Genomic DNA, 15806 nt, shown 5'->3' with positions numbered 1-15806 from the left:
CCACGGCCCCGGCCGGCTCGGCCTGAAAGACCGCCGAGTATATGCCCGACCAGCGGAAACGCAGTTCCGAGTCCGGAGGACACAGCTTCTTGGACTGTTTGGGACATATCGGCCCGGTTACCCGAAGTGCAGACCCCGAAGTCGACCGAGACTTGGAGTGAGGAACGTGGCCGGAGACCAGAAGGCCAAGGGCAAGAAGGAACAGGTCAAGGGAAAGGTCAAGGAGGCGATCGGCCGCGCCACGGGCAACGAGCGGATGGAAGCCGAGGGCCGGGCCGCACAGTCGAAGGGCGACGCACGTCAGGCCAAGGAGAAGGCGAAGGACGTCTTCAAGCACTGAGCGGCACCCGTGGAGTATGAGGATTTCCGGCGGGATCCACGTCCATCGGGCGGGGTCCCGCCGAGACCATGACCCTGCTCGCCATCGCGGGCCTGGGCGCGGTCGACGACCTCGGCGGCGAGGCCGACCTGCCCCGCTACCTGCCCGTCAACGCCAACATCGAGACCACCAACCGCTTCCTGTTCTCCAAGGACACCGCCACGTTCCTCAGCGGCACCCCCGCGGTGAAGGACTTCCGGCTCATCAACGCGGCGGTCCTCGGCTCGCGGATGGACGACAACTCCGTGCCGCTGGCGTTCCTGCAGAGCAGCGTCGGCTTCGACGGCGGGCCGATCGCCGACAAGAACTTCCCCGCCGCCAACGGCAGCGACACCCAGCCGGGCCTGTTCGGCACCGACTACAAGGCCATCCCTGCCCGTCCGCACGGCCCGCTGTACACATGGCGCGATTACGACCGCGTCGGCGACCTGGACGCCCCCGGATACCGGTCGGCCGACGGCACGCCGTTCACCGCCGCCGGCAAGGACCGACATCCGGGAGCCGGCCCGGAGCCTGGCCGAGCAGCCGCTGGACTTCACCGAGCAGTACTTCCCGGCCAAGCTGGTCACCGACATCGAGTTGGCCACCTCACCGCGGGTGAAGCGGCTCGTCGTGCACCCCGACGGGATCACCGCCAAGCCGACGCTCACCGTTCTCGCGGGCGACGGACTGCTGGCGGGCCGTGCCCCGGCCGATCTGCACCCGGTGATCGCCGACGGTTACCAGCACCTCGACGTCCTGACCGCGGCGCCCGTCCAGAACAACGGCCTGCCCGAACCCGTCTCCACCAACCTCGCCCGCTTCGCGCGGTCTCCCGAGTGACAGCCCCCGCCACCACGTCGGTGGGCCCGGGAGGAGATCCTCCCGGGCCCACCGTCATGCCCTCACGCCCGTGCGGCTCAGACCTTGCCGGCGGCGAACGTCGCCGCGGCGTCCGCGTTGGCGGAGTACCCGAGGTGTGCCGCGGTGTTGGCCCCGCCGGCCTGGCAGACGGGGTCGCCGTTGGCACAGAAGTCGATGGTGCGGCTCTGGTAGGTGCCGGTGACGCTCTTGCCGATGGCCCGGATCGGATTTCCGAACAGCAGCACGGCGGCGACCTTCGGTTCGACGGCGGCGGGGAGGGTCGCCACGATCGGGCTGCCGACCACCGCGCCGGCGCTGCTGATGCCGATCGAGTTGTCGACGACGTTCGCGCCCTGCGAATAGCCCACCAGAACGAAACGCTGGTTCGGACATGAGGCGGCCTGGCTCTGCACGTGGTTCACCAGGTCCCTGTTTCCCTGCGCGGCGGATGTCAGGGAAAGGTCGGCGGGATAGTTCACGGCGTAGCTGGAAAGCGTTTTGCCGGTGACTTTCCTCTGGAGTGAGGAAAACACCGGGTCGCCGACGATGAGGCCGAGCCGGCCCGGTTCGAAGGTGCCGCGGGCCGAGACGACGTCGATGTCGGTGCAGGCTGCGGCAGCGCTTGCGGCCGTTGTCGTTGCCGTTGCCGAAGGTGCCAGAACCGTGGCCAGTCCGGCCCCGCCGACCAGCGAGAGCGCGGCGAGGCACAAGCGGATACGCATTGGGGGATCCTCCGCGTGCGGGGGCGCGTGGTGCGCCTGCGAAATGGACGTCCCGAACGTATTCGCTGTCCCGCCGAAGTGTTATGCAGAGGATTATGGAATTGTCGCGGCTTTTTGTGCCGGGATGAGTGCCGGGTTGGGTGCCCGGAAGATTGGCGACCTTTAGGCGGGCAATGTGCCCGAAAGGGAATTCACGGGCTTTCCGTCCCTTGTTCCCGCAATGCCTCGGCGCGCAGTGCCAGCACGAGATCCAGGCGGGTGTCCGGGTCGTGCAGGGCGTCACCGAAGAGCTTCTCCAGCTGCCGCAGGCGGTAGCGGACGGTCTGCGGGTGGACGTGCAGGCGCGCGGCGACGTCGGGGACGTTGCTGCCGATCAGCAGCCAGGCCAGCAGCGTCTCGGCGAGCCGGGGCCGCTGGCCCGCCGAGACGGTGTCGAGGGGGGCCAGCACGCGTGCCTGCACCTGCGCGAGCAGCGGCTCGTCGCCGTACAGCAGCAGGGTCGACAGGTGGTCGGCGCACCGCACCACCCCCTGTCGGGGGAGGATCCCGCGGCCCATCAGGCCCAGGGCGCGGGCGGCCCAGTGCAGTGACCGGGCCGCGTCGGTCAGCGGGACGGTCGGGCCGATCGCGGCCGGGCGGCCGCGCAGCGCGAGGCTGAAGGCCCGGCCGAACCGTCCGGAGCCGTCCGGGTCGGGCACCAGCATGCGGGGCGGCCGGGACGTCATGTCGACCAGTGCGCCCGCCGCGGCCAGCGGCCGGTCCTCCTCGCGCTGCTCCGGGCCGGACGCGAGCGCGACGACGGCGACCTGCCGCGGCACCGTCCAGCGGGCGCCGTGCGCCAGGTCGTGGACGGCCTCCAGGGACATCGGACCCTCGCCCAGCAGCAGGTCGAGCAGCCGCCTGCGCCGCCGCTCCAGCTCGTCGGTACTGCGTAACTGTGCCTCCGCGTATCCCGCGGCGGCCGCCTCGGCGACCTCGTGCACGGTGCGGAACGCGAGTTCGCCCAGGGCGGCCACGACGGTCGAGTCCAGCCCGAGGTCCTCCGCCGTACGGCCCATCAGCCGCCAGGCGTGCAGCCCCCCGATCCGCAGCGCGGACTGGAGCGCGTCCAGGCTGCGGCCCTCCAGCGCTTCACCGCGCCCGAGCCCGTAGTAGGTCGCGGCGATGGCGTCGCCCCGGCCGCGCGGGTCGGCGATGTGGTCGACGAACAGGGTGAGCGCCTGCACCACCCCGGTTCTGAGGTTCTCCCGGTACGCGCCGTCGGCGGGCCGCGCGTACTCGGGGACCTGTCTGCGGACCTCCTTCTCCACTTCGTCGGCGACCGTCTCGAGTTGGTCGCGCAGAAGTGTGGCCAGTTCAGGTGGTACCGGTGCGGCTCCAGGGCCGGCCAGGCCGCCGTGCGGGGCGGGAAAAGCCATCGCGGACACTCCTTTCACCCGGAAGCGGTTCACCCGTGGGCCGTTGCCCGTGGGGCGAGTGGGACGTCCCGTGTTGGACGGACGACCCCTGCGCTCCGTTCCGTGCCCCCATGGCTGCGACATCACTCGGGCAGACCCAGCGCACCGGCCAGCATCGGCCATGACGCGGCGAACTCCTGCTTCCAGTAAGGCCAGTCGTGTCCTCCTCCGGTGTAGAAGTGCGTGGTCACCGGAATGCGGAGGCGGGCCAGCGCGGCGGTGAAGAGATGCGCGGAGGGCCACAGCGCGCTCTCCAGCGCCGCGGGCAGCGGATCACCGCTGCCGCCCACCAGGCCACTGCCGTTGGAGACGTACAGGGCGGTGCCGCGCAGTCCTTCCGCACGGGCCCGCGGGTTGAAGTCGCGCCAGGTGAGGGGCTCCTCGGCCAGCAGCCGTCGGCCCATGCCGGCCCACTTGCTGTGGTACCCGGAGAACACCCACACCGGGCCGCGCCCGACGCGTTCACGGTCACCCGTGACGACCCGCTCGTGCGGTCGCTGCCGCGCCAACTTGCCCAGCGAGTCGGCGAGTTCGGTCCGGTCGCGGGCCGTGACGGCGGCCCGCACCCGGCCGTGGCCGGTGCGTCCGGCCAGCGTGCGCGCCACGTCGGCGAGGCGGGCGGTTCTGCCCTCGGTCGTGTGCAGCCAGTCCGCGAGGCGGCCCGCGGTGTCGCGGACGCGTTCGGCGTCGATGTCGGAGAGCGGGAACAGGTGGGCGGTGGGCTGCTCGTCCGCCTCCGGTACGAGCGTGCCGGGACGCCATTCCTCCAGTACCGCACGGGCGTTGGTGCCACCGAACCCGAACCCGAACCCGGAGACGCCGGCGACGGCGATGCCGCCGTAGCGGGGCCACAGCTCGGCCTCGGTCACCACCCGCAGTCGCGCGTCGTCGCCCAGGGCGCTCCCGTCCGCGCAGTGCAGGGAGGGCGGGATGTGGTCGTGGTGCAGGGCGAGGACGGTCTTCACCGGGCCCGCGATGCCCGCGGCCGACTCCAGGTGGCCGACGTTGCTCTTGACGGAGCCGAGCAGCAGCGGCTGGTCCGGGTCGCGGTCCCGGCCGAGCACGGCGTCCAGCGCTCCCGCCTCGATCGGGTCGCCGAGGGGTGCCGGTGCCGTGGGCCTCGACGTGGTCGACGGACCGAGCGGCGATGCCCGCCCGTGCAGGGCCGCCGACCAGATCGTCGGCCACGCGCAGAGCAAGGGCATGAAGATCCGCGGGCACACACTGGTGTGGCACTCCCAACTGCCCGGCTGGGTGGGCACCTTGGGCGCCTCCGACCTCAGAACGGCGATGAACAGCCACATCACCCAGGTGATGACCCATTACAAGGGCAAGATCCACTCCTGGGACGTCGTCAACGAGGCCTTCCAGGACGGCGGCAGCGGCGCCCGGCGCAGCTCGCCGTTCCAGGACAAGCTCGGCAACGGCTTCATCGAGGAGGCGTTCCGCACGGCCCGCGCCGCCGACCCGGCTGCCAAGCTCTGCTACAACGACTACAACACCGATGGCGTCAACGCGAAGAGCAATGCCGTCTACAACATGGTCAAGGACTTCAAGGCACGCGGCGTCCCGATCGACTGCGTGGGCTTCCAGTCCCACTTCAACAGCGCGTCCCCGGTACCCGGCGACTACCAGGCCAACCTGCAGCGGTTCGCCGACCTCGGGGTGGACGCGCAGATCACCGAGCTGGACATCGAGGGCTCCGGCACCGCCCAGGCCACCAGCTACGGCAACGTCGTGAAGGCCTGTCTGGCCGTCTCGCGCTGTAACGGCATCACGGTCTGGGGCATCACCGACAAGTACTCCTGGCGCGCGAGCGGCACCCCGCTGCTCTTCGACGGCAGCTACGCCAAGAAGCCCGCCTACACCTCCGTCCTCACGGCACTCGGCGGTTCCTCCCCGGGTGGCGGCGGCACCGCCGCGTGCACCGTCTCCTACAGCAAGCAGGAGGAGTGGGGCGACCGCTTCAACGGCAAGGTCACGGTCACGGCGGGCAGTTCGGCCATCAGCACCTGGAGCACCACCGTCACGGTGACCTCACCCCAGAAGATCTCCGCCACCTGGAACGGCACCCCCAGCTGGGACAGCAGCGGCAACGTCATGACCATGAAGCCCAACGGCAACGGCACCCTGGCCGCCGGGGCGTCCACGAGCTTCGGCTTCACGGTGATGACGAACGGCAACACGGCTGCCCCGGCGCTGGGGGCGTGCACGGCGTCCTGACGGCCGGCTGACGTCAGGAGGGGCGCCACCCGCGGGTGGCGCCCCGCGCACTCGGGTAGGCGGACGCGCCACATCTGAGTACGCGTACTCACGATCCGGTCCCCGTGTCTCCCGCAGGCTGGTCGTACAAGCCGACCAGGGGGAGTCCACCATGCCCAGCACCAACCGCGTTCACACCATGTCCCGCATGATGAGGCCCGTATGGGGTCTCGCGCTGGCCGGCGTGGTCGGCGCGATGCTCGTCGGCTGCTCGGCCGAGGAAGCGATCTGCGAGGACGGCGAGTACACGGTGATGTCGGTGGGCGGCACCGGCGGTGCCTGCGTGTCCAACGGGGAGGAGCCCCCGAAGGGGTACGTCCGCTACCCGAAGGGCAAGGTCCCCGAGCACGTGGACGACAAGTGGGACGTCTACTGGGACACTCACACCGTCGACAAGAACGGCGACATCGTCGACGCGCCCGCCTTCTGATGAGACGCGCCCTCAGGCGGGCTCGTGGGACACCCGCACCGGACCGAAGGCGATCCGCGTGCGCGTCCCGTCCTCGCTCCACACCACCTCGACCACGTCACCGTCGACGGCCGCGGACCTGACGGCCTCGGCCGGGCCGGCCGGGCCCTCCTCGCCGGTCAGCGTCGCGACACAGGCGTGCACCGAGGTGCCCCCGGCCCGGCCCACCAGCCGTGGCACCCGCGCCCAGCGCGTGTACGCGGTGCCCTGCGGCGCGCGTGCCGACTCGGCGGGACCGCTCCACCCGTGCAGCCCGTACAGCGCCGAGACCAGGCCCTCCTCCTCGGGGCCGACCGCCCATCCGGTCTGCGTGACGCGGGCGCCGGCCGGCGCCCCGACCACCCGGTGCACCCGCAGCTCGTACCGCCCGTACGCCACCGTCACGCTCTCCACCCGCAGACCCGGCACCATCGGCGGCCCGCCGGCGAACACGGGCAGATGCCACGACGCCGCCCAGCCCCAGCCGTCGCCGTGCCCGGCACCGAGGGGATGGATCCGCCTCCGGACGCTTCCCCTCCCCTCCACCTCCACGCTCAGGTGGTTGTCCGCGAGGTTCCCGGCCGGGGTCGGACCGGTCCGGGTCGAGTACGCCTGGCGCCCGTAGTGCGGGTCGTCGCCCTCCGCGGCCTCCCCTTCGTGCGGCCGCACATGGTCACTGCCGTGGTTGTGCAGCCGTACGATCCCGTCCCCGCGCGTGGCCTGCACGAGCAGCCCCGGCGCCGGCAGGGCGAGCACCCGGTCGGCCTCTTCCACCGGTGCGGGCTCCTCGCGGGCCGTCCACAGCGGATGACCGGCGGGAGCCAGCAGCGACACGAACGCCTTCGACGCCCAGTACGGGGACGCCGGGCCCGAGTAGGACTGCAACGTCGCCTCGTGCGGGCCGTGCCAGCCGAGGCTCAGCAGCCCGTCGGCGGTGAGCGCGCCACGATCCAGGAAGTACCGCAGACTGCCGCTCGCCAGACGCCGGGACGTGCCGGGGGAGAGGGGGGTGTCCCCGGTCAGGGCGCCCAGGCCCACGGCGGCCGACGCGGCGAAGCGGTACGACAGGGAGCGGCCGAAGTGTATCGGCGCCCCGTCCGCTCCGAACGTCAGCGCGAAACCCTTGAGGTGGGCGCGCAGCCGGGGCCCGTAGCGGGCCGCCAGTTCCCTGTCGCCGCCGAGATACGCGTCGAGCACCGGGTACAGGTGCAGGGCCCATCCGTTGTAGTGGTCGAAGGCGCGTCCGTCACCGTCGGCGTACCAGCCGTCTCCCCGGTACCAGGTCTCCATCAACTCCAGCGCGCGTTCCCGCGCGGCCGCCGTCTCGGCGTCCCCCCGGCCGACCGACTCCAGGAAACCGGCCACCGTGTAGGGGAACAGGTACCAGTTGTTCGGCGCGGGCGTGTGCCGCAGCGCCCCGCGCAGCCACTCCTCCGCCCGGTCCCGTACGGCGTCGTCGAGGTGCTTCCACAGCCAGGGCGCCGTCAGCCGCAGCCCGAGCGCGACCGACGCCGACTCGACCATGGGCTGGCCCTGGACGTGGTGATCGAGGATCAGCGGCCAGGACTCCGTGTCGTCGCGGCCGGGGCCGCGGGTGCCCGCGGCAAGGCCCCGCGCATAGCGGTCGAGCCAGCCGTGCGGATCGTCTCCGTCCGCCCCTGCCACCCGGAAGGCGGCGGCGAGGAACGTCCGGGCGTAGCCCTCAAGACCGTCCGAGCGCACGCCCGAGCGCGAGGGCCGGCCGGGCAGGTCGAGCAGCGCGCCGCCAGGTGTGCTCCAGCGCCACGCCGCCGTCAGCAGCCCGTCGGCGACCGCTTCCCAGTGGGCCCGGGTGTAGCCGGTGTACGGGCTCGACTCGCGGTCCTGAGCGGGCAGTTCGAACGGGATGCTCATGCGAGGAAGGCCAGCCTTTCGCGTCGTACGGGATGGCGGAATCCGTCACCGGAGGCCCACCGGGCGATCTCGGAGAGCGCGTGATCGGCCAGCCGGCGCCACTCGTTGCCCTGGGAGCCGGCCAGATGCGGGGTGATGAGCGCGTTCTCGCAAGTCCACAACGGGTGCTCGGACGGCAGCACTTCCGGATGGGTGACATCGAGGACGGCCCGGATACGGCCCGCCAGTACCGCGTCGGTGAGCGCCTCCTGGTCCACGACCGCGCCACGCGCCGTGTTGATCAGCACCGCGTCGGCGGGCATGGAGTCGATCAGCGTACGGCTGACCAGTCCGCGCGTCGCGGGCAGCAGCGGGGTGTGCACGCTGACGGTGTCGCAGCGGGCGAACAGCTCCGCCAACTCCACGCGCTCCACACCGAGTTCGGCGGCGTCCGCGTCGGAGACGTACGGGTCGTGCAGCAGGACCTCGACGTCGTGCGGGCGCAGCAGTTCGACGACCCGGCGGCCGATGAGCGACGCGGACAGGATGCCCACGGTGCGGCGGTAGTTGCCGACGGCGCGGGGCGTGTCCAGCCAGTTCGCGCGGTGCCGGGAGGCCCGGTAGTCACGGGCCCGTTCCAGGACGCGCTTGCCGGTGAGCAGGATCATCGCGAGGGTGTACTCGGCCACCGGCAGGGCGTTCGCCGCGGCGGCCGAGGACACCTCGATGCCGCGCTCCCAGCACGCGTCGGTGACGAACCCGCGCACGCTGCCCGCGGTGTGCACCACGGCCCGCAGCCGGGGCGCGTCCCGCAGCACCGACGCGTCCAGCGGCGGGCAGCCCCAGCCGGTGACCAGCACCTCCACCTCGGCGAGCACGTCGCGGGCCCGGGGTGTGGTCAGGTCGTCGAGGGCCGGGAGCGGGGCGAGGTCGCAGATCGCGCGGAGGGCGTCGAGCGAGGCGGGGTCGAGGACGGCCCGGGCGGCGTCCTGGGACATGGCCAGCGCGGCACGGGGCCGGGGGGCGCTCACTTGACGGCTCCGGCGGTCAGACCGCCCCGCCAGAAGCGCTGGAGCAGGATGAACGCGAGGATCAGCGGCAGGACGGCGAGCAGCGAACCCATGATCACCACCGGATAGTACTCGGGCGACACGGACGCCGAACTGTTCCACTGGTACAGGCCGAGGCTCACGGGATACAGGTCCTGGTTGGAGAGCATCACCATGGGCAGGAAGAAGTTGTTCCAGATGGTGGTCAGCTGGAACAGGAACACGGTCACCAGTCCGGGCCCGAGCATCCGCAGCGCCACCCTGAAATACGCGACCAGCTCGCCCGCGCCGTCCATGCGCGCCGCCTCCAGCACCTCGTCGGGCACGTAGCCCTGGCTGAAGATCCGGCCGAGGTAGACGCCGAACGGGTTGAACAGCACCGGGATGAACACCGCCCAGAAGGTGTTGACCAGCCCGGTCTTCGAAGCCATCAGATACAGGGGCAGCGCCAGCACGGTCTGCGGGACCATCACCGCCGCGAGCACCAGGCCGAACAGCTTCTCCTTGTGCTGGAAGCGGTACTTGTCGAAGGCGTAGCCGGCCGCGACGCTCACGAGCGCGCCGACGCCGGCGCCCAGCACCGCGTACAGCAGGCTGTTGAGGTACCAGCGCCCGTACTGGCCGCCGTCCATGGCGAACAGGTCGTGCAGGTTCTGGCCGAAGGAGAAGTTGCTCATCGACAGCAGATTGCTGCTGAACAGCGCGTCCCGGTCCTTGGTCGAGGCGAGCACCAGCCACACCACGGGCAGCAGGGTGTAGAGGACGGAGAGGAGGACGACGGCGTTGACCGTCGTACGGCCCAGCAGTCGGGGGCGCAGCAGGGTGCTGTCGGTGGCGCTCATCGGACCTCCTGGGCGTCGGCGCGGCTGGTCCAGCGGGTGACGCCGTAGGACAGGGCGATCGTGCACAGCAGCAGCACGACCGAGGCGGCCGCCGCCAGGCTGTAGTTGTTGCGGGTGAAGGCCGCGTCGTAGATGTACATGCTCGGCGAGAACCGGGAGCTGATCATCGGGGAGGACTGGCTGAGCAGCACGGGCTCGGTGAACAGCTGCAGTGCCCAGATCAGGGTGAACATCGCCACCATCACGATGGAGGCGCGCACCAGCGGCGTCTTGACCTGCAGTGCCGTGCGCACCGGCCCGGCGCCGTCGACCACGGACGCCTCGATCACCTCGCGGGGCACGGCCTGCAGCGCGGCGTAGAAGACCACCATGTTGTAGCCGAGGTTGCTCCACAGGGCGATGTTCACGATCGACGGGATCACCGTGTGCACGCCGAGGAAGTCGATGGTGATGTCGGCGTGGGCGAACAGGTCGATGATCGGGCTGATGCCGGGCGTGTACAGGTACAGCCAGATCAGAGCCGCGATGATCCCGGGCACCGCGTGCGGCAGGAACAGCCCCAACTGCGCCCAGGCGCGCAGCCGGACGACACCGGAGTCCAGCAGCAGCGCGAGGGCGAGGGCGCCGGCGACCATGAGCGGGATGTAGATCAGGCAGTACAGGGCGACGGTGCCGAGGCCGCCGAGGAACGTCGGGTCGGTGAGGACCGCCGCGTAGCTGCGCAGGCCGACGAAGACGGTGCGTTCGGGGCCGAAGCCGAGGCCGGGCTGGTCGTCGCTGAAGAAGCTCAGGTAGACGGCGGTGCCGACGGGGATCAGGAAGACGGTCACCAGCAGGGCGAAGAACGGCGTCATCAGCACGCCGCAGGCGGCGAGTTGACGGCGGCGGGCCGCCTTGCGGGCGCGGGGGCCGGAGGCCGGTGCGGCCGTGCGTGGTGCGGTGGCCGGCACCGGGGGCTGGGTGGTCGCGGTCATGGGGGAGTTCACCTGCCTTTCGGGCGGCTCAGGTGCTGTGCTGTGTGGTGGACAGGCCGAGGGCTTTGAGGTCGGGCATGGTGCCGTCCTGGGCCGCGCGTACGGAGTCGATGAGGGAGCCCTGGCCGCCGCTCGCGCGCGCGAAGTTGTCCTGCATGACCCGCAGCGTGGCGGTCATCCGCGGACCCCACACCCAGCCGTCGCGGATCTTCTCGGCCTCCTGCTGGAAGAGCGTGTAGATGTCCTGGCCGCTGTAGTAGGAGCGGTCGAACGCCTCGCGGCCGACGGCGATCAGCGCGGTGGCCGCCGGGTACTGGCTGCTGGTGCCGCTGGAGAGGCGGGCGCGCAGGGAGTCCGGGTGGGACACCTGCCACTCGATGAACTCCATCGCGGCCTCCGGTACCCGGCAGTCCTTGGTGATGGCGAACGTGGAGCCGCCGTGCGTGCCGACGGACGGGTGCCCGCTGTCCCACTGCGGCAGGGGCGCGATCCGCCACTGGCCCTTCTGGGCGGGAACCTTTTTCATCTGCGCGCCGGCCTCCCAGGCGCCGCTGAGCCGGGTCAGCACCAGCCCGCCTGCGACCTGCGCGTCGAACTGTCTGCTCTCGTTGGCGTTCATGAACACGTCGTCGCGGTCGATGAGTTGCTGCCAGTACGCGGCCACGCGCCGGGTGGGTGCGTCGGCGAGGGAGACGTTCCAGGCGCCCTTGCCGGTGTCGAACCAGTGCGCGCCCGCCTGCCAGGAGTAGGCGGCGAACTGGGTCCCCCCGTCCGTCGGGAAGAGCACCAGCCGCCGGCCGGACGCCTTACGGCGCACCGTGCCGGCGAGTTCCGCGAACTCGTCCCAGGTGCGCGGGACTCGAAGGCCGTAACGGTCGAACAGGTCGGTGCGGTAGTGCATCACCATGGGCTCGACGTCCAGCGGGACGCTGAAGGTCCGCCCCTCGAACGTGGTCAGCCCGAGCGCCTGCGGCAGCAGTTTGCGGCGCAGACGGTCGCTGACCAGGTCGGTGATGTCCCGGGCGACGCCGTCGATGGCGAACCCGGGGATCTGCGGGTACTCGATGGTGGCGACGTCGGGGGCGTTGCCCGCCCGGGCCGCGTTGCTGAGCTTCGCGTAACCGCCCTGGGTTCCGGACGGGATCTGCTGGAAGTCGACCTGGATGCGGTCATGGGTCTTGTTGAAGGCGTCGACCACCTCCTGGCTGCCGCGCAGGGCGGACCAGAAAGTGACGCGCGTGGTCTTGCCCGTGCTGCGCGACGACGAATCCGACGATCCGCTGCAGGCGCTCACGGCTCCTGACAGCGGCACGGCGGCCGTCGCGGCGAGCACGGATCGGCGACTGGGCCGGCCGAGCATGGCGCCTCCCGCGGCTCTGCGTGCCTCATGGCACGACGGTTCGGGACACGGGAATCCTCAACGGGCCGACCATAAACGGTCAATAGATCGATCAGAAGAAAATGAAACGGTCAAACGCTCATTCCATGGCTACGAGGTGATCGGCTCACTCGTCGAACCCCGCACCGTCAAGGACGGCAGCAACTCGACGCGGCGCACTGTGGGGGACCCGGTGCCGTGCCCGCCCGTCAGACGGTGCAGCAGCAGCTCCGCCGCGACCCGCCCGACCTCCGCCTTCGGCGGGGCCACCGCGGTGAGCGGGATGGTGCCCAGCCCCGCGAGCACGTCGTCGTACGCCACGACCGAGCAGCCTTCCGGCACCCGGACACCGTTCTCCGCCAGCCGCTGAACGACCATCAGCGCGTCCACGTCGCTGTGCAGCACCGCCGCCGTCGCACCGAGCTTGCGCAGCAGCGTCGGCACGTCCGCCGTCTCCTGCGCCGCGTACGGCCCGTCCTTGCCGGCGTCCGGCGAACTCAGCGCCCACGCCCACTCCCGCACCAGCGGATGCTCCTCGGCGATCCGGGTGAAGGAGGCCCGCAGACTCCGCGCGGTGGGACTGTCGTCGCGGGTCGCGAACACGATCCGCCGGTGGCCGAGCCTCACCAGGTGCTCCACCGCGAGGTGCGCGCCGTACCAGTGGTCCGAACACACCGAGTCCAGCGCGTGCAACGCGCTGCCGGGACGCGGCCGCCGCTCCATCAGCACGGCCGGCACCTCCAGCGCGGCCAGCCAGCCGTAGTCGGCCTCCTCGGCGGCCGGGGTACGCCAGCGCGGCGCCAGCAGCAGCCCCCGCGCGCCGTCCGCGAGCGCCCGCTCCACCAGAGGGCGCTCCGCCCCGGCGACCTGCGGCGCGATGCGCAGCGCGATGCGCATCCCGGCCGCCTCGAGCACCGTACGCGCGCCGTGCAGCGTCTCGTACAGGTACGAGTGCCGCTCCGGCACCACCACCGCCACCATGTCCCCGTCCGGGCCCGCGGTACCGCTGCCGGGCAGTTCCTGCGTGGGCAGCGTCGAGTGGACGACACCGTGCCCGCGGCGCAGTCTGCCCTCGCGGGCCAGCTCCTCCACGTCGCGGCGCAGCGTCACCACCGACACCTGGAGCTCGGCGGCGAGATCCCGTACGCGCGCGGTGCCCCGCGACTGAACGGCGGCGAGGATCCGCTGTTGCCTGCGATCGACCGGCTCCCGCACGAGGGCCTCCCGGAGCGCGTGAATGTTCGTTTGAGCGATGCGCGCCATCATAACGATCGCCTCGGCGATCACACCCCCTGCGGCCGACTACGGCTGCGTGACGTTTCCGCGGTGAATGCGCTGTGCCGGGCGAGTGAGCGAAACCCTTCCGGACGAGCGCCCGCCGCGGTGGCGAGACCGGACAGCCCGCTCATGGCGGGCTGACCGGAGCTTCACATCGTCCGGCCAGGCTGGGCGCCATGCAGAATCTCACCTCTCGATCACTGCCGAGGTCCCGTCGCCTGCCTCGTCGTGCGGCACGGGGCAGCCTGCTGATCGCGGTCGGTACGACGGCGATCGCCGTCCTCACCGCGTGCGGCGGCGGCTCGGGTGGCACGGACGACGGCGGCAAGGCCGGCGGCGATGTCGCTTCGGGACGAGGCCGGTGAGCGGTGGCTCCGAGCGGCCGGCCCGGCTCGGCGCCGGCAGGCTCGCCGTCACTGTTCGCCGGGCCCGAAGGATTCGAGTGCCGCTTGTAACGTTCGAGGCGCCGGCCGCACTGAGGAGTATGAGCTATGACGACCTGCGCGCACTGTTCCTCAACTGCACCCTGAAAAGGAGCCCGGAGCGCAGCCATACGCAGGGCCTGATCGACCTCAGTTCGCGGATCATGGAGAAGCAGGGCGTTCAGGTCGAGCATGTGCGGCCGATCGACCATGAGATAGCCACCGGGGTGTGGCCGGACATGACCGAGCACGGCTGGGAACGCGACGCGTGGCCGTCGATCTACCAGCAGGTGATGGCCGCCGACATCCTCGTCATCGCCGGGCCGATCTGGCTGGGAGACAACAGCTCGGTCACCAAGTTGGTCATCGAGCGGCTCTACGCCTGTTCGAGCCTGCTCAACGACGCCGGCCAGTACGCCTACTACGGGCGTGTGGGCGGTTGCCTGATCACCGGCAACGAGGACGGCGTCAAGCACTGCGCCATGAACGTCCTGTACAGCCTGCAGCACCTGGGATACACGATCCCGCCGCAGGCGGACGCGGGCTGGATCGGAGAAGCCGGGCCGGGCCCGTCCTATCTCGATCCCGGCTCCGGCGGTCCCACCAACGACTTCACCAACCGGAACACCACGTTCATGACGTGGAACCTGCTGCATCTGGCCCGGCTGCTCAAGGACGCCGGTGGCGTCCCGGCGCACGGGAACCAAAGATCGCAGTGGGACGCCGGGTGCCGGTTCGACTTCGAGAATCCGGAATATCGCTGAGCAACGATGTCGAAGGAAGCAATGAAAGGCTCCGAAATGACTGTCGAGACCGTACCCACCTGTGCTTACCCGGGCTGCACCAATCCGCCCGAGCCGCAGGCACCCGACGCGCAGGGAACGGCGCACCGCTATTGCGAGCACCCCGAACACAACGCACTCGGCGCATTCAGGAAGTTCCGCGCCAAGCGGCAGCAGCGCAAGGAGGACAAGCGCACTGCGGCCGAGGCCAAGAAGGCGGCCAAGGAGGCGGCGAAGGGGGCCGAAAACCCGGTCGTCGAGCCCTCCTGGCCCGCCACCTCCTCCGCTGCCGGTGTGGCGCACGGTGGGCCCTGGCCCACGTCCGCGGCACAAGCGCTGCCCCAGGAGCTCGGGCAGGCGCCCCTCGTCGCCGCGTCCGAGCAGGCGCCCGTGGAAGCCCTGAAGAGTGAAATGGCGGCGATGGCGGCGGCACCGATGGGCGACGGTGACCGTGCCGCTCAGTCACGCGACAGCATTGTCGCGCTCATCAAGCAGCTCGCCGCCGATCTGCCCGCCTACATCGAGGAATTGGCGATCATCACGGACTCCGCGGCGGCCGAGGCCCGGATCGAGACGGTCACCCGTGCCGCCGCGCAGCGCATCCTGGCCGCCGAGGAGCGCGCCGCGCTCGCCGAGGAGGCGGGCGACATGGCCGTCGCCGCGCTCGATGCCGCGCAGCAGGAGTTCACCGAGGAGACCACCGCGATCCGCGAGGAGACGGCCCGCCAGGTGGCGGACGCCGAATTCGTCCGGGCCGAACTGGAGCGCTACCGCGAGCGTGTCGGCATGCTCGAGGTCCGGCTCGACGCCGTCCGTGACGAGGCCGATGAGCTGCGCCGCGAGAAAGCCTCACGCTCCACCGAACAGGAGCGGTCGCGCCCCGCCGAGCAGCGCTGAACGGTCGTCGGTGGGCCGGCTTCGGCCTTCCGATCAGGAGCGCCGAGTCGGCGTGACGGAGCCGTCAACCGCAGCCGGCGGTAAGCGGAGTTCGGGGCCTGCCCGGGACGGCAACCCCGGGCAGGCCCCGTATGCCGGCAGACAGACGTCGAGGCCATCGCCGACAGGTGCCTCGGCGCCACGCCCGGCCACCGGTGCGGC

14 protein-coding genes and 2 pseudogenes are annotated in these 15806 nt (G+C 71.1%); 7 read left to right on the top strand and 9 right to left on the bottom strand.

Features of this window, described 5'->3' with window-relative positions; translation table 11 throughout:
* Positions 1-166: 166 nt before the first annotated feature.
* Both ACIBK3_RS17210 and ACIBK3_RS17205 read left to right on the top strand, forming a co-directional pair.
* Positions 167-340 (top strand): CsbD family protein, encoded by a 174-nt coding sequence (locus ACIBK3_RS17210; RefSeq protein ID WP_399366337.1) that lies wholly within the window; start codon positions 167-169, stop codon positions 338-340.
* Positions 341-402: 62 nt separating this feature from the next.
* A pseudogene (locus ACIBK3_RS17205) lies at positions 403-1201 on the top strand (hypothetical protein); the annotation flags it as partial.
* Positions 1202-1278: 77 nt separating this feature from the next.
* Here ACIBK3_RS17205 and ACIBK3_RS17200 read toward each other — a convergent pair.
* The 3 genes from ACIBK3_RS17200 to ACIBK3_RS17190 form a co-directional block, all read right to left on the bottom strand.
* Positions 1279-1944 carry a cutinase family protein gene (locus ACIBK3_RS17200; RefSeq protein ID WP_399366335.1) on the bottom strand — a complete coding sequence of 222 codons (666 nt, stop codon included), beginning with the start codon at positions 1942-1944 and terminating at the stop codon, positions 1279-1281.
* 191 nt (positions 1945-2135) lie between these two features.
* The gene (locus ACIBK3_RS17195) at positions 2136-3362 is read right to left on the bottom strand and encodes a PucR family transcriptional regulator (protein ID WP_399366333.1); all 1227 of its coding nucleotides are present in this window, start codon (positions 3360-3362) and stop codon (positions 2136-2138) included.
* A gap of 122 nt (positions 3363-3484) precedes the next feature.
* Entirely contained in the window at positions 3485-4606 is a 1122-nt protein-coding gene (locus ACIBK3_RS17190) for a ketoacyl-synthetase C-terminal extension domain-containing protein (RefSeq protein ID WP_399366331.1), read from the bottom strand.
* On the opposite strand from ACIBK3_RS17190, the pseudogene ACIBK3_RS17185 reads away from it, so the two are divergent.
* A pseudogene (locus ACIBK3_RS17185) lies at positions 4566-5624 on the top strand (endo-1,4-beta-xylanase); the annotation flags it as partial. The gene ACIBK3_RS17190 and the pseudogene ACIBK3_RS17185 overlap by 41 nt on opposite strands.
* Positions 5625-5775: 151 nt before the next feature.
* Entirely contained in the window at positions 5776-6093 is a 318-nt protein-coding gene (locus tag ACIBK3_RS17180) for an SCO0607 family lipoprotein (RefSeq protein WP_399366329.1), read from the top strand.
* Positions 6094-6105: 12 nt separating this feature from the next.
* On the opposite strand, the gene ACIBK3_RS17175 is transcribed toward ACIBK3_RS17180, so the two are convergent.
* The 6 genes from ACIBK3_RS17175 to ACIBK3_RS17150 all read right to left on the bottom strand — a co-directional run bounded on the left by ACIBK3_RS17175 (position 6106) and on the right by ACIBK3_RS17150 (position 13441).
* Positions 6106-8004, bottom strand: a complete 1899-nt coding sequence (locus ACIBK3_RS17175) for a DUF2264 domain-containing protein (RefSeq protein ID WP_399366327.1) — start codon at positions 8002-8004, stop codon at positions 6106-6108.
* A complete protein-coding gene (locus ACIBK3_RS17170) occupies positions 8001-8981 on the bottom strand; it encodes a hydroxyacid dehydrogenase (RefSeq protein ID WP_399366845.1) in 981 nt (326 codons plus the stop codon). Before ACIBK3_RS17170 ends, ACIBK3_RS17175 begins: the two co-directional genes overlap by 4 nt.
* A gap of 29 nt (positions 8982-9010) precedes the next feature.
* Complete coding sequence (locus tag ACIBK3_RS17165) at positions 9011-9874, bottom strand: carbohydrate ABC transporter permease (RefSeq protein WP_399366325.1); 864 nt, start codon at positions 9872-9874, stop codon at positions 9011-9013.
* Positions 9871-10848 (bottom strand): carbohydrate ABC transporter permease, encoded by a 978-nt coding sequence (locus ACIBK3_RS17160; protein WP_399366323.1) that lies wholly within the window; start codon positions 10846-10848, stop codon positions 9871-9873. Before ACIBK3_RS17160 ends, ACIBK3_RS17165 begins: the two co-directional genes overlap by 4 nt.
* A 28-nt stretch (positions 10849-10876) precedes the next feature.
* Positions 10877-12208 carry an ABC transporter substrate-binding protein gene (locus ACIBK3_RS17155; RefSeq protein WP_399366321.1) on the bottom strand — a complete coding sequence of 444 codons (1332 nt, stop codon included), beginning with the start codon at positions 12206-12208 and terminating at the stop codon, positions 10877-10879.
* A gap of 129 nt (positions 12209-12337) precedes the next feature.
* Positions 12338-13441 (bottom strand): substrate-binding domain-containing protein, encoded by a 1104-nt coding sequence (locus tag ACIBK3_RS17150; protein WP_399366319.1) that lies wholly within the window; start codon positions 13439-13441, stop codon positions 12338-12340.
* 239 nt (positions 13442-13680) lie between these two features.
* Between ACIBK3_RS17150 and ACIBK3_RS17145 the strand changes: the two genes are divergently transcribed.
* From ACIBK3_RS17145 to ACIBK3_RS17135, 3 genes are all read left to right on the top strand, one after another.
* On the top strand, positions 13681-13869 hold the full coding sequence (locus tag ACIBK3_RS17145) for a hypothetical protein (RefSeq protein WP_399366317.1): 189 nt from the start codon (positions 13681-13683) through the stop codon (positions 13867-13869).
* Between the two features lie 119 nt (positions 13870-13988).
* The gene (locus ACIBK3_RS17140) at positions 13989-14690 is read left to right on the top strand and encodes a flavodoxin family protein (protein WP_399366315.1); all 702 of its coding nucleotides are present in this window, start codon (positions 13989-13991) and stop codon (positions 14688-14690) included.
* A 36-nt stretch (positions 14691-14726) separates the two neighbouring features.
* Entirely contained in the window at positions 14727-15605 is an 879-nt protein-coding gene (locus ACIBK3_RS17135; protein WP_399366313.1) for a hypothetical protein, read from the top strand.
* Positions 15606-15806 lie beyond the last annotated feature (201 nt).

The organism is Streptomyces sp. NPDC050287 (assembly GCF_044459385.1).
Lineage (GTDB): Bacteria > Actinomycetota > Actinomycetes > Streptomycetales > Streptomycetaceae > Streptomyces.
Note: the sequence above shows the minus strand (reverse complement) of the source record. Positions and strands in the feature narration are given on the sequence as shown.